This window comes from Aeromonas sp. ASNIH2, from assembly GCF_002934795.1.
Taxonomy (GTDB): Bacteria; Pseudomonadota; Gammaproteobacteria; order Enterobacterales; family Aeromonadaceae; genus Aeromonas; species Aeromonas caviae.
In genome coordinates, this window is sequence record NZ_CP026406.1 from 3,763,006 (window position 1) to 3,776,766 (window position 13,761).

Here is a 13,761-nt window from a genome sequence, read left to right on the forward strand (position 1 = left end):
GACGCGCGCCTGCCTTTCACCATGGATATCGGGGCGCCTCTGCGCCCCTGCACTGCATCGAGGAATCATCATGGGGACATCCTATTTCATCACGGGCACGGACACCGACGTGGGCAAGACCCTGGTGGCCCGCACCCTGTTGCTGGCGCTTGCCGCCAGAGGCATTCGCTGCGCCGGGTACAAACCGGTGTCGGCGGGCTGCACCCGCACCCCGGAGGGGCTTCGCAATCTGGATGCCTTGCTGTTGCAGCGGGCGGCCACGGTTGCGCTGCCCTACGAGCAGGTCAATCCCTATGCCTTCGAGCCGCCCATCGCCCCCCATATCGCCGCCCGTGAGCGAGGGGCGAGCATCCCCTTCGAGGGGCTGTCCGCCGGCTTGCGGGAGATTGAGGGAGCTGGGGCCAATCTCGTCATTGTCGAAGGGGCGGGGGGCTGGTTCCTGCCGCTGGATCATCAGCGTCTGCTCTCGGAGTGGGTCGCCCAGGAGCGGCTGCCGGTGATCCTGGTGGTGGGGGCCAGGCTGGGCTGCCTCAACCATGCCCTGCTCACCGTCAGCGCCATTCGCCAGCAGGGGTTGACCCTGGCGGGCTGGGTCATCAACCGGGTGGATCCGCACATGAGCCGCTACGAGGAGAACCTGGACACCTTGAAAGCCATGTTGCCGGCCCCATTTCTGGGGGAGCTCCCCTTCGTGGACGCGGTGAATGAGGTGGATTTGCACCACTGTCTCGATGTGTCGCCCTTGCTCTGAGGCCAGACATTCAGCAAACATTCATCGAGTCTGTCTATTATCTGGGGCAAGTGTGGCATCGGTCGCCCCTGGGGGGCACCGAACCATGCATCCATATCTCACAAGGAGTCAATATGAAGCGAATTATGCTATTCCTGGTGACCAACCTGGCCGTCATGCTGGTGCTGGGGGTGGTACTCAATATCCTGTTCTCGGTTCTGGGGATCAACAAGTCCAGCATTTCCGGTCTGTTGGTGTTCTGTGCCGTGTTCGGTTTTGGGGGTTCCTTTATCTCCTTGCTGATGTCCAAGTGGATGGCCAAGCGCAGCTATGGCGTCCAGGTCATCGAGCAGCCCCGCAACGAGACCGAGCACTGGCTGGTGAGCACTGTTGCCCGTCAGGCCCGTGAGGCTGGCATCAAGATGCCGGAAGTGGGGATCTACGACTCCCCCGAGATGAACGCCTTTGCCACCGGCGCCCGCCGTGACGACTCCCTCGTCGCCGTCTCCTCCGGTCTGCTCTACAGCATGAGCCGCGACGAGGCGGAAGCCGTGCTGGCCCACGAGGTGAGCCACGTGGCCAACGGCGACATGGTGACCCTGACCCTGATCCAGGGGGTGGTGAACACCTTCGTGATGTTCTTCGCCCGCATCGTGGCCGGCGTCATCAGCAACTTCTTCAGCTCCAACAACGAGGAAGAGAGCAGCAGCACCGGCGGTTTCGCCTACATGATCACCGTGTTCGTGCTGGAGATGGTGTTCGGCGTGCTCGCCTCCATCATCGTCATGTGGTTCAGCCGTCAGCGCGAGTTCCGTGCCGACGCCGGTGCCGCCAAGCTGGCCGGCCGCGACAAGATGATTGCCGCGCTCCAGCGTCTCGCCCGCGGTGCCGAGCCGCAGATGGAGGGTTCCATGATGGCGTTCGGCATCAACGGCAAGCGCTCCATGAGCGAGCTGTTCATGAGCCACCCGCCCATCGAGCAGCGCATCGCCGCCCTGCGTGGCTGATAGCCAGTCATCTAAAGAAAACGGCTGCCCTCGGGCAGCCGTTTTGCATTCCGGGGACGGGGTTTTGCCCCCCGATCACCCTATTTGATCACCAGATCCGTCAGGGGCACGGCGCAGCAGGCGAGGATCTTGCCCTCGGCACGCTCGGCGGCGCTAATGGCGGGGGCATCGGGGTGATCCACCTCGCCCGAGACCAGGGTCTGCTTGCAACTGCCGCAGATGCCGGCACGGCAGCTCCAGGGCAGCTCTACCCCCTGCTTGTTGGCCTGATCCAGCACGGTGCCCTGGTTGTTGCCCGCAAACTCCCGCTCGCCGATACGCAATTGCACCGCCTGATGGGGGCGGGCCACCGAGAGCAGGGCCCCGCCAAAGCTCTCCTGGCGGATGCGCCCGGCCGGTACGCCGAGGGCGGTCAGCCGGTTGGCTGCATCGGCCATGAAGCCGTGGGGGCCGCAGATGAACACCTCCCGCTCCTGCAAACCCCGGATCCGGCCCAGATGATCGTCATTCAGACGGCCGCTGAGCCCCTGCCAGTGTTTGTCAGGCTGGCTCAGGATCAGGGTGAGGGTCATTCCCTGCTGCGCCATGGCGTGTAACTCGCTGGCGGCAGGAATGTCTGCCTCGCTGCGACACAGGTGCATGAAGTGGACGTCACCGAGCTCCCCCCGTAGTGCCAGAGTGCGGGCAATGGAGAGCATGGGGGTGACACCGGATCCCGCCGAGAGCAGCAGCAGCCTGCGCTCGGACCCTAAGTGAAACTCGCCGGCCGGGGGGGCGGCCAGCAACCGGTCGCCCACTTTCAGCTCATGGTGCAGCCAGGGGGAGAGGCGGCCATCGGCCAGCTTCTTGACGCTGATGCTGTAACGCTCGGGCCGCTCCGGCGTGGAGCTCAGAGTGTAGCGGCGCTGAACCCGTGTGTTTTTGATATCGAGGCTGATGGGCAGGTGCTGTCCAGGCAGGTAGTCGGGCAGGGGCTCGCCGTCGGCGGCCTCGAACCAGAAGGTTTCCAGATCCCGGGCCAGGGGTTCCCGGGCGACGCACACCAGCTCCCGTTTTTTCGGGGCCGCGTTGGGGTAGACCGGCGCCCGGGCCCGCTCCAGCACCTCGATCTCGCTGCCCGCGTCAATCCACCCCTCGTTCAGGGCCACCAGATTCTGGCCGAAATAGACCTCACCATCTTCGCCACGGCGGTAGCGGGTGAGGGTGGCCAGCGGCTCTTTCAGGGCATTGAAGCGCTCCGTGCCTGCCTCCACCGTGGTCATGATGCAGCGGCTGCACGGCTTGTCCACCCGAAACTCCACCTCGCCGATGCGGATCCGCTTCCAGCCATCCTCTTCGAAGGGGCGGGTGCCGCTCGCCACCAGGTTGGTACGAAACTGGCTCATCTGGTGCAAGGCATCGGATCTCAGGTTGAGATCCTCAAGGGAAGCCTGGCTGATGAGCAGCAAGGGGTAGCCGTCCGCAAAGCTCACCCGGGTGCCGGTCTTCTCCCGAAAACGATCGGATGCCTCCCCGAGCCAGAGCAGGCGCACCGGCTCCCTCGCCACCCGGCTCAGCCACTCATCGGCGTCGGGCCCGGTGTGCAGGGCGGTAAAGCGATCCCCCCAGACACCGGTGTGCTGAGGGGCGCGACTGAACGCCGCCTCCATGAGGGCAAGGGGGGGCAGACCTGGATAGCGCAGTTGCAGCCCCCCCTCGACGGGGGTGGCCACCACCTGCTGCAACTGGGGATGGGTGCGGGCGGTGATAAAGGTGCCATCCGGTTTGACCACCATGTAGCGGCGATCCCCGGCAAGCCCCTCCTGGGTCACCCGGGCGCGCTCCAGCGGCATGCCTGCCGTCGATTTGATGGGGTAGAGATGTATGCTGGCGAGGGTCGGCATGTCCTGGTCCTTGTGCTGTGGCGATTCCTGTGAAGAGGGGAAGATAACGATTCCTGTCCCGGGCGGCAATCTTCTCCTGCTGCCCACGTCGAGGGCGGCGAGGGGGCTCGGGCAACAGGCCCGAATGGCTGCGGGGTGTGACGGGGATCCGGTTGTGAAGGGGGCGACCCATAAAGCGCAACATTTATTGATCCTGATCCACCATGTCTTACAAAAAACGGCCCATCATCGGGCCAGTTTCCAGTTTCTGACGCTTTCGCTTCTTCCCTCTCCGGCCACCGTCTGCCCAGGCAAAACGGTATCAAGCGCATTCGGATGGGGCCTGTCACACAAAAAGAAGAAAGCAATGTATGAGCAAACAACTGGATATGACCCCACAGCCGGATCTCTCCCAGAAAACGGGAACAGGCCCGGTCCGTACCCGGCTGCCCGTCTGGCGGCCGGCCCTGCCACCTTGCAACCATGCCTGCCCGGCTGGCGAGAACATCCAGGCCTGGCTCGCCCTGGCCGAAGCGGGCCGCTTTGAGGCGGCCTGGCAACGACTCATCGAAGAAAATCCCCTGCCTGCGGTCCACGGGCGGGTCTGTTATCACCCCTGCGAAAGCGCCTGCAACCGTGCCCAGGTGGATGATGCCGTCTCCATCCACGCCATCGAGCGTTTCCTCGGCGACGAGGCGCTGGCCCGTGGCTGGCAGCCTGCGCCCCCCGCACCCGCCAGCGGCAAGAAGGTGCTGGTCATTGGCGCCGGTCCCTCCGGCCTCTCCTGCGCCTGGCACCTCAATCGGCTCGGCCATCAGGTGGAGATCCGCGAAGCGGGGCCGCTGGCGGGCGGCATGCTGCGCTTCGGTATCCCCGCTTACCGTCTGCCTCGCGATGTGCTGGATCGGGAGGTGGCCCGCATCGTGGCGGCCGGGGTGACGCTGACCCTCAACCACAAGGTGGAGGACGTGCTGTGCGAGCGCGACGAGGGGGGCTTTGACGCCGTCTTTATGGCCATCGGCGCCCATCTGGCCAAGCGGGTCGATATTCCGGCCCGGGAGGCGGGCAAGATCCTCGATGCGGTGAGCTTCCTAGAACAGGCGAGTCTGGCCGAAGAGAAAGGACTACCACCGCCCAAACTGGGACGGCGGGTGGCCATCTACGGCGGTGGCAATACCGCCATGGATGCGGCCCGTACCGCTCGTCGCCTCGGTGTGGAAGAGGCGATGATCATCTACCGCCGCGACCGGGACCATATGCCGGCCCACGCTTTTGAAGCCGATGAGGCCGAGGAGGAGGGGATCAAGATCAACTGGCTGCGCACCATCCGCCAGCTCGATAACACCAATATTGAAGTGGAGGTGATGACCCTCGACGAGCATGGCAAGCCGGTGCCCACCGGCCAGTTTGAAACCCTCGAAGCGGACTCCCTCATCCTGGCGCTCGGTCAGGAGGTGGACTTGAGCGTGCTGGAGAGCATCCCCGGCGTGCGGGTCAACAAGGAGGGGGTGGTGCAGGTTGGCGAGAACCTGATGACGGACGTACCGGGTCTGTTTGCCGGCGGCGACATGGTGCCCTCCGAGCGCACCGTCACCATCGCCACCGGCCACGGCAAGAAGGCGGCGCGCCATATGGATGCCTGGCTGCGCGGTCGCCTCTACCACAAGCCGCTCTCCCATTTGCAGGCAGGGAAGCCGCTGGTGGGGCCCGAGCAGTTGCAACTCTGGTTCCAGACCCATGCTCCCGCCAGCAGCCAGCCGGTCAAACCGCCCTCGGCGCGGGATGACTTTGGCGAGATCATCGGCGGGCTGGACGAGACGGCGGCTCGCTACGAGGCGGCGCGCTGCTACTCCTGCGGCAACTGCTTCGAGTGCGACGGCTGTTATGGCAGCTGCCCCGAGCAGGCCATCGCCAAGCTGGGGCCGGGTCTGGGGTATCAGGTGGATGTGGATCGCTGCACCGGTTGCGGCGCCTGCCACGATCAATGCCCCTGCCACGCCATCGAGCTGCGCCAACCGGAGGAGTACCAATGAAACATGAACTGATCATGGTTGACGGCAACGAAGCCGCGGCCCGGGTGGCGTACCAGCTGAGTGAAGTGTGTGCCATCTATCCCATTACCCCGAGCTCGACCATGGCCGAACTGGCCGACGCCTGGGCGGCACAGGGGCAGACCAACTTGTGGGGCAACATCCCCACAGTGGTGGAGATGCAGAGCGAAGGGGGGGCGGCCGGTACGGTACACGGCGCCCTGCAGGCAGGGGCGCTCGCCACCACCTTCACCGCCAGTCAGGGGCTGATGTTGATGTTGCCCAACATGTACAAGATTGCCGGGGAGTTGACCGCTGCTGTGTTCCATGTGGCGGCCCGCTCACTGGCGGCGCAGGGGCTCTCGATTTTTGGCGACCATCAGGATGTGATGGCGGCGCGCAGCACCGGCTTTGCCATGCTCGCCTCCGGCTCGGTGCAGGAGGCGCAGGATCTGGCGCTGGTTGCCCACAGTGTCACCTTGCAATGCCGGGTGCCCTTTATCCACTTCTTCGACGGCTTTCGCACCTCCCACGAGGTGAACAAGATCACTGCGCTGCATAAAGATGAAATTCGGGCGCTTATCGACAACGACTGGGTGCGCGCTCACCGTGCCCGGGCGCTCAACCCGGATCATCCGGTGATGCGTGGCACCGCCCAGAACCCGGATACCTATTTCCAGTCCCGCGAGAGCGTCAACCCCTTCTACGAAGCGGTACCGGCCCGGGTGCAGCAGTGCATGGAGAGCCTCGGCGAGCTTACCGGCCGCCACTACCGGCTGGTGGAGTACCACGGCGCGCTCGATGCCACCGATGTCATCGTGCTGATGGGCTCGGGGGCGGCCACCGCCCGTACTACGGTGGATTGGCTCAACCGGCAGGATCGCAAGACCGGGGTGCTGGTGGTGCGCCTCTATCGCCCCTTCCCGGTACAGGCGCTGCTCGATGCGCTACCGCAGAGCGTGCGGCGCATGGCGGTGCTGGATCGCACCAAGGAGCCGGGGGCAGGGGGAGAGCCGCTGCTGCTGGATGTGCAGAGCGCCCTTATCGACGGTTTGCAGCGCGGCCTTATCAAGCGGCTGCCCTGGCTCAGCGGCGGTCGCTACGGCCTCTCTTCCAAAGAGTTCACCCCCGCCATGTGCGCGGCGGTGTTCGAGGAGCTGGCATCCGATGCGCCGCGTCCGCGCTTTACGGTGGGGATCGTCGATGATGTGTCGGGCCTCAGTCTGGCCTGGCACCCCATAGGCGATCTGGAACCCCCTAGCCGGGTGCGGGCGCTCTTCTTCGGTCTCGGTGCCGACGGCACGGTGGGCGCCAACAAGAACAGCATCAAGATCATCGGCGAGCTGGAGGGGTTCCACGCCCAGGGCTACTTCGTCTACGACTCCAAGAAGTCGGGCTCGCGCACCGTCTCCCACCTGCGCTTTGGCCCCGAGCCCATCGACGCCCCCTGGCTTATCGAGCAGGCGAGCTTTATCGGCTGCCACCAGTGGGGCTTTGCCGAATCGGTCGATCTGCTGGAGCACGCCGCCGAAGGGGCGACCCTGCTGCTCAATGCTCCCTATGAGCCTGACCGGGTCTGGGCCGAACTGCCCGAGCGGCTGCGTGCCCGCATCCGCGCCCTCGATATCCGCCTCTATTGCATCGACGGCGATCGGGTGGCCGAGCGTAACGGCATGGGCAATCGCATCAACACCATCATGCAGACCTGCTTCTTTGCCCTGGCCGGAATCTTGCCGCGGGACGAGGCGATTGCGCTGATCAAGGAGAGCATCGAGAAGAGTTATGCCCGCAAGGGGCCCGAAGTGGTCGAGCGCAACTTCGCGGCGGTGGATGACACTCTGGCTCATCTCCATCAGGTGGCCATCCCGGCCGGTGAGGAGCAGATCAGCGACTATCCGCTGCCGCTGGCACCGGGTGGCAGCGAGTTTGTCCAGCGGGTCACTGGCGAGATGCTGGCGGGGCGCGGCGATCTGATCCCCGTCTCCATGCTGCCGGTGGATGGCACTTACCCCACCGCCACCAGCCGCTTCGAGAAGCGGGATATCGCCCGCGAGATCCCGATTTGGCACTCCGATATCTGCATCCAGTGCGGCAACTGCGTCTTTGTCTGCCCCCATGGGGCGCTGCGGGCCAAGTTCTACCATCAGGACTGGCTGGCGACCGCCCCCGAGGCAGCGCAGTCGGTGCCCGTCACCGCCAAGGGCTTCCCCGACAGCCGCTACACATTGCAACTCTATCCGGAGGATTGCACCGGTTGTGGCCAGTGCGTGCAGGCCTGTCCGGTGCGGGCCGGAGCGGATGCCCGCCATCAAGGCGAGCGCGCCATCACCATGATGGACAAGGCGCCGCATCTGGCTGGTCAGAAGCAGGCGCTGCGCTGGTTCGAGAGTCTGCCGTGGCCTGCTCGCGAGCGGGTGGACTTCTCCACGGTGCGCGGCACCCAGTTCCTCGAACCCCTGTTCGAGTTCTCCGGTGCCTGCGCTGGTTGTGGCGAGACCCCCTACCTCAAGTTGCTGACCCAGCTGTTTGGGGATCGCATGCTGGTGGCCAACGCCACCGGCTGCTCCTCCATCTACGGTGGCAACCTGCCGACCACCCCCTGGGCCAAGAACGGCGAAGGGAAGGGGCCGGCCTGGTCGAACTCATTGTTCGAGGACAACGCCGAGTTTGGCTTTGGTTTTCGCCTCACCGCCGATCAGCATCACGGTCAGGCGGTGGCGGCTTTGCAGGCGATGAAGGGGGAGCTGGGCCCAGAGCTAGTCGAGTCGCTGATCAGCGCCCCCCAGCGGCTGGAGTCTGAGATCCGCGCCCAGCGTACCCGGGTCGCGCAAGTGCGGGAGCGGCTGGAAGAGGTGAAATCCGGCAAAGCTCGCGAACTGCTCTCCTTGATTGATCAGCTGGTGCGCCGCTCGGTCTGGATAGTGGGCGGCGATGGCTGGGCCTACGACATCGGCTCGGCGGGGCTCGATCATGTGCTCGCCTCCGGGCGCGATGTGAACGTGCTGGTGATGGATACCGAGGTCTACTCCAACACCGGTGGCCAGATGTCGAAATCGACGCCGCTCGGCGCCGTCGCCAAGTTCGCGGCGGGAGGCAAGACCCTGGCCAAGAAGGATGTAGCCTTGCAGGCCATCTCCTACGGCAACGTCTATGTTGCCCGCATCGCCTTTGGGGCCAACCCGCAGCAGGCGCTGCAAGCCTTGCGTGAGGCCGAGGCCTATTCGGGCCCGTCGCTGATCATCGCCTACAGCCACTGCATCGCCCACGGCATCGACATGGAGCAGGGATTGGCCCAACAGAAGCGTGCGGTCGATTCGGGCCACTGGCCGCTGATGCGCTACAACCCGGTACTGCGCAGCGCCGGGCAGAACCCCTTCAGCCTCGACAGCCTGCGCCCCTCCATCCCCCTTGCCGAATATCGGCAGCAGGAGACCCGTTATCGGGTGCTGGCCCAGAGCCACCCGGAAGAGGCACAGCGGCTGATGCAGGTGGCGCAACAAGTGGCGTGGCAGAAGTGGGCCACCTACGAGGAGATGGCCACCCGCGAGGCCAGCCATTTCCATCCGCCGGTGTGATCATGGGATGAAACAGGTAAGACAAAGCGGGCCATTGGCCCGCTTCGTTTTCCGGTGCCAAGGGAAGTGGCCGTTGCCGCGCCTTGGGGCGGCCAATAAAAAGCCCGGCGTCGGGCCGGGCTGGCAGGATAAGTTGCTTATCCAGGTATTCGTCGAGGCGTCTAGTGTGGATGTTGTTTGAGGATGTCGTATATCTCCTCTTTCAGTTTAAGTTTCTGTTTTTTCAGATCCTTCACCTCGGAGCTGTAGTCGCTGGCGTGGTGTTTCTCCAGCTTTCTGATCTCCGCATCCAGGTCGTTGTGCAAGTCAAACTTCTTCTGGAAATGGACATCACTGCTCTTCAGTTTCGAGATGAGATCTCTGTACTCCGGAAACATGTAATGAAGCCTCCTTGTTGTCGTTTGATTGTGCCTGCAAGACCAAAGTACCCCTTACTGCCGGGGAGAAACGTGATCCCGATCCAATTCGGGGCCACGGAATTGCTGCATGGGAAGGGTGATTTTTAACTGTTTGAATTACATGATGATTGCCTGCTGACCCTGGGGCAGCAGAGGAAAGAAGCGGGATCCGCTTCACATTCGGGAGAGGGGGGCTGCAACGGGGCGGGCAACAAAAAGGGGCGCGAGGCCCCTGACTGGAAACGGGTGAGCCGTTTACTCTTTTTTCTTTTTCTTCTCGGGCAGGGGCTTGCCGTCTCTGGCGATCACCTTGCCCGCCTCGAAACCGATCTGCGCCGCCAGCTCTTCCAGATCCGGTGCCTTGGCCTCGTTGCCGATGGCGTACTGGTAGTTGGCGATGGAGATCTTCTCCGCCACCGGTGTGCCCGGCACGATGGGTTCACGCCAGCCCTGACCGATGTGGGCCACCAGGGTGCCGTTCATGATGAGCTCGCCGACGATCTCCTGGGTGGGGATGCCCTTGCCGTAGGTGAGGCCCTGCGGGTGCTTCTTGCCGACCAGAGGCTCTTGGCTTGCGGGCATCAGCTTGGTGCGGATCAGCCACTTGGGCGATTTGGTCTTGCCCACCGCCTTGCCGGTCTGGTACTCGTTGATCTTGATGGTCTTGATCATCTGGGCCGTGAACTCCTTGGTCAGGGCCTTCTGGGCTTCGCTGGTCTCGTCGATGACGATGGGGGCCACATACCAGGTCTGGGGAGCCTGCGCCTTGGGGGTCGCCGGGGCGGTTTGCGCCATGGCGAGCGGGCTGAGCAGGATGGCCGTCAACAAGAGTCCGATTTTCTTCATGGTGATTCCGCTTATGTTTCGACAAGAATTTTGTTTTGCCAGCGACGACTGCGCCAGCGCCAGAACATGGCCAGACCGCGCACCCACTCGTCGCAGGCGAGGGCCAGCCAGATGCCTACCAGGCCATAGCCCTGCATGATACCAAGGAAATAGGCCAGGGGAACGGCAATGCCCCACATGGAGACGAGCGCCATGTAGAGCGGGAAACGGGCATCCCCGGTGGCGCGCAGGGCGTTGATCACCACCAGATTGAAGGTGCGACCGGGTTCGAGGATGAGGCTGATGAGGAAGAGCTGCGCCACCTGGGTGATGATGTCGGCGTCGTCGGTGAACAGGCTGATGATGGCGCGGCCGTTGAGGGCGGCGGCGATGGCGATGGCGGTGGTGACGATGAGGCCGAGTTTCAGGCTCTTCATCAGTTGGCGATAGGCTTGATCGAAGCGTCGGGCCCCCGCCAGGTGGCCGATGATGATCTCGTTGCCAAGGCCGATGGAGAGGCCGAACAGCAGGATGAACAGGCAGATCTGGAAGAAGTAGGACTGGGTCGCCAGCGCCTTGTCGCCGAGCAGGCCGACGAAGGCGGTCACCACCATGAACTGCAGCATCCAGGAGAGGTTCTCCCCCGCCGCTGGCAGCCCGATGTGCAGCACCTTGTCCAGCATGGCGCGGCTTGGGCGGACGATCTCGGGCAGACGCAGCCGGATGCCGGTCTTGCGCGCCACCAGCCACACCAGCACCACCACCCCGACAATGCGCCCGGCCACCGTGCTGATGGCGACCCCGGCGACCCCGAGCTGGGGCAGGCCGAACCAGCCATAGAGCAGCAGCAGGTTGCCGACGAAGGTGATGAGGTTGACGATGAGGGTCACGTACATGGCCTGGCGGGTGTGGCCGTGGGCCCGCAGGGTGGCGGCCAGACAGAGGGCCGCCGCCTCCGGCAGCAGGCAAAGCCCGATGATCTGCAGGTAGAGGCTGCCGTCGCTCATCAGGTGGGCAGGCAGGTTCATCAGCGCCAGCATGGTGCCGGCCCCCGCCATGACGCCGACCGCGGCCACCAGTCCCACCAGCAGGTTGAAGCCGATGGCGGTGTGGATGACGACGCGGGCTTTTTCCTTGTCTCCCGCCCCCAGATACTGGGTGATCACCACGCTGGTGCCGATGCTGACGAAGCTGAACAGGGTGATGGCGAGATCGAAGACCTGGTTGCCCACCGCGAGGGCCGCCACCCCCTGATAGGAGACGTGGCCCACCATGAAGGTGTTGAGGGCCCCGGTCAGAAAGTGGAGGGCCAGATCGATGAACAGTGGCCAGGTCAGGGCGAAGAGGGAGCCCGGGCCCGCGTGGGATTGAGTCTGCATGGGATATCCAGGTGCTGGCGATGGCCCTCGTCAGGGCCAACTGGAGGGGCATTTAACACCAAGCGGGGGCGGGGTGCAATCCTGGTCGCAGGAGGAGGGGGCCTGTGACCGGGGGATGTCTCTCAGACCGGCGTGGCGCCGGCCTCCTGCTCGCTGGGGCGGGTGAGGCGCGCCGAGTCGGGCAGGTCGTCATCGTGCGGCCAGCGGGTGAGCAGGGCATCCGTGGTGCTCTCCACCCCCTCGTCGTCCCGGAACACCGGCTCCCGGTAGCAGCGGGTCATGCGCAAGGCCTGGTACATGTCGGGGCAGAGGATGATGCCATCCTCGCCGACCCGGATCCCCGCCTGTTTGAACCACTGGCTCATCTGGCCGTGCCGACCGGCCATCACCATGTGGATGCCGCGCCGCTTGAGCTCCTTGTGCAGCTCTCCCACCATGCTCATCACGCTGATGTCCTGATGGGTGAAGCAGGCCACCGCATCCACCACCAGGCACCTGGGATTGTGGGGATCCTGCACCAGGAGTGCCAGCACCCGCCGCTTGAAGTAGGGGGCGTTGAAGTAGGTGAGCGGGGAGTTGAAGCGGTAGACCAGGATGCCGGGAATCGCCTTGGCCTGCTCGTTGTCCCCCAGGGTGCGCACCACGCCCTCGTCGTCCATGCCGAGCAGCTGGTCGGTGGGGCGCATCACGTTGCGCAGGAACTGGAACAGCCCCAGCAGGACCGCGAGGGTGATGCCCGGAATGACCCCCATGGTGAGCACGCTGACAAAGGTCACCAGGGCGAGCCAGAAGGCGGCGCGATCCGAGTCGCGCAGGGCCCAGAGGCCGCGAAAATCCGTGAGCGACAGGGAGGCCATCACCAGCACCACGCCGAGGGCGGCGGTGGGAATGTATTGCAGCGGCGCCGTCAGGTAGAAGGTGACCAGGGCGATGACGGCGGCGGCGATGATGGAGACCAGCTGGCTTTTGCCGCCGTTGGCGTCGTTCACCGCGGTGCGCGAATCCGCCCCGCTGATGGCAAACCCCTGGGAGGCGGCGGCGGCCAGGTTCGCCATGCCCAGCGCCCTAAACTCCTTGTCCGCATCAATCTCGTAGCCATTCTTGGCGGCGAAGCTGCGGGCGGTGAGCATCATGGAGACGAAGCTCACCATGGCGAGGTTGAGGGCGGGCAGCACCAGCTCACGGATAAGCCCGGGGGGAAAGTCCGGCATCTGGAAGGCGGGCAGCCCCGAGCCGATGGTCCCCAGGGTGGCGATGTCGACACGGCCGAGATTGAACAGCCACACCAGGGCCGCCGTCACCACCATGGCCACCATGGAGGAGGGCCAGGCCGGTCTGTAGCGCTTGGCCAGCAGCAGGGTGAGCAGAGCGGTCAGGCTCATGGCCAGGGTGGGCAGATGGGTCTGGGTAATGTAGCTGGTGCCGTTCAGGATCCGCTCTATCAGGTAGCGCTCGCTGAAGGTGAAGCCGAAGATCTTGGAGAGTTGGCCCACCATGATGGTGATGGCCACCCCGTTGAGCAGCCCCATCAGGATGGGGCGAGAGAGAAAGTCTGCCAGCACCCCCAGTTTGAAGCGGCTGGCGATGAGGCACCAGAAGCCGGTCATGGCGGTCATGGTCATCACCAGTTGCCAGTGACGGGTGGGATCCCCGGCGGCGAGCGGCGTTACCACGGCGGCGATCACAGCGCAGGTGGCAGCATCCGGACCGACGATGAGCTGACGGGAGGTGCCAAAGAGGGCATACACCACCATGGGCAGGATGCAGGAGTAGAGGCCGACGATGGCGCCCACCCCGGCGAGCTCCGAATAGGCGATGGCCACGGGCAGGGCCACGGCCGCGACCGAGAGGCCAGCGCGAAGATCCGGCATCAGCCAGGCCCGCTGGTATTGCAGCAAGGCGGCGAGCCCCGGCAGCCAGCGCTCGAGAGAGAAGAAGTCGCGCATTATTTAACC

At 64.6% G+C, this 13,761-nt stretch carries 9 protein-coding genes; 4 read left to right on the forward strand and 5 right to left on the reverse strand.

Annotated elements, in window-relative coordinates; genetic code table 11:
• The first annotated feature begins 70 nt into the window (after positions 1–70).
• The gene (gene bioD / locus C3F36_RS18165; RefSeq protein ID WP_104455624.1) at positions 71–751 is read left to right on the forward strand and encodes a dethiobiotin synthase; all 681 of its coding nucleotides are present in this window, start codon (positions 71–73) and stop codon (positions 749–751) included.
• 113 nt (positions 752–864) lie between these two features.
• A complete protein-coding gene (gene htpX, locus C3F36_RS18170; RefSeq protein ID WP_010674070.1) occupies positions 865–1,737 on the forward strand; it encodes a protease HtpX in 873 nt (290 codons plus the stop codon).
• Between the two features lie 80 nt (positions 1,738–1,817).
• Here the strand turns inward: htpX and C3F36_RS18175 are convergent, their stop codons facing one another.
• Positions 1,818–3,620 carry a hybrid-cluster NAD(P)-dependent oxidoreductase gene (locus tag C3F36_RS18175; protein ID WP_104455625.1) on the reverse strand — a complete coding sequence of 601 codons (1,803 nt, stop codon included), beginning with the start codon at positions 3,618–3,620 and terminating at the stop codon, positions 1,818–1,820.
• A gap of 350 nt (positions 3,621–3,970) precedes the next feature.
• On the opposite strand from C3F36_RS18175, the gene C3F36_RS18180 reads away from it, so the two are divergent.
• Both C3F36_RS18180 and nifJ read left to right on the forward strand, forming a co-directional pair.
• On the forward strand, positions 3,971–5,632 hold the full coding sequence (locus tag C3F36_RS18180) for an NAD(P)-binding protein (RefSeq protein ID WP_104455626.1): 1,662 nt from the start codon (positions 3,971–3,973) through the stop codon (positions 5,630–5,632).
• The gene (gene nifJ / locus C3F36_RS18185; RefSeq protein WP_104455627.1) at positions 5,629–9,204 is read left to right on the forward strand and encodes a pyruvate:ferredoxin (flavodoxin) oxidoreductase; all 3,576 of its coding nucleotides are present in this window, start codon (positions 5,629–5,631) and stop codon (positions 9,202–9,204) included. The genes C3F36_RS18180 and nifJ overlap by 4 nt, the downstream gene beginning before the upstream one ends.
• 161 nt (positions 9,205–9,365) lie before the next feature.
• Here the strand turns inward: nifJ and C3F36_RS18190 are convergent, their stop codons facing one another.
• The 4 genes from C3F36_RS18190 to C3F36_RS18205 all read right to left on the reverse strand — a co-directional run bounded on the left by C3F36_RS18190 (position 9,366) and on the right by C3F36_RS18205 (position 13,752).
• On the reverse strand, positions 9,366–9,581 hold the full coding sequence (locus C3F36_RS18190) for a YdcH family protein (RefSeq protein ID WP_005313020.1): 216 nt from the start codon (positions 9,579–9,581) through the stop codon (positions 9,366–9,368).
• A 276-nt stretch (positions 9,582–9,857) separates the two neighbouring features.
• Positions 9,858–10,448: a hypothetical protein gene (locus C3F36_RS18195; RefSeq protein WP_039039859.1), complete on the reverse strand. Its 591-nt coding sequence runs from the start codon at positions 10,446–10,448 to the stop codon at positions 9,858–9,860.
• Positions 10,449–10,459: 11 nt separating this feature from the next.
• Positions 10,460–11,806 (reverse strand): MATE family efflux transporter, encoded by a 1,347-nt coding sequence (locus C3F36_RS18200; RefSeq protein ID WP_104455628.1) that lies wholly within the window; start codon positions 11,804–11,806, stop codon positions 10,460–10,462.
• A gap of 122 nt (positions 11,807–11,928) precedes the next feature.
• Positions 11,929–13,752: a SulP family inorganic anion transporter gene (locus C3F36_RS18205; protein WP_039039857.1), complete on the reverse strand. Its 1,824-nt coding sequence runs from the start codon at positions 13,750–13,752 to the stop codon at positions 11,929–11,931.
• Positions 13,753–13,761 lie beyond the last annotated feature (9 nt).

Coding starts and splice junctions, on each gene's coding strand:
- bioD (WP_104455624.1), top strand. CDS start 71: ATGGGGACATCCTATTTCATCACGGGCACGGACACCGACGTGGGCAAG.
- C3F36_RS18205 (WP_039039857.1), bottom strand. CDS start 13,752: ATGCGCGACTTCTTCTCTCTCGAGCGCTGGCTGCCGGGGCTCGCCGCC.
- C3F36_RS18180 (WP_104455626.1), top strand. CDS start 3,971: ATGAGCAAACAACTGGATATGACCCCACAGCCGGATCTCTCCCAGAAA.
- htpX (WP_010674070.1), top strand. CDS start 865: ATGAAGCGAATTATGCTATTCCTGGTGACCAACCTGGCCGTCATGCTG.
- nifJ (WP_104455627.1), top strand. CDS start 5,629: ATGAAACATGAACTGATCATGGTTGACGGCAACGAAGCCGCGGCCCGG.
- C3F36_RS18195 (WP_039039859.1), bottom strand. CDS start 10,448: ATGAAGAAAATCGGACTCTTGTTGACGGCCATCCTGCTCAGCCCGCTC.
- C3F36_RS18190 (WP_005313020.1), bottom strand. CDS start 9,581: ATGTTTCCGGAGTACAGAGATCTCATCTCGAAACTGAAGAGCAGTGAT.
- C3F36_RS18175 (WP_104455625.1), bottom strand. CDS start 3,620: ATGCCGACCCTCGCCAGCATACATCTCTACCCCATCAAATCGACGGCA.
- C3F36_RS18200 (WP_104455628.1), bottom strand. CDS start 11,806: ATGCAGACTCAATCCCACGCGGGCCCGGGCTCCCTCTTCGCCCTGACC.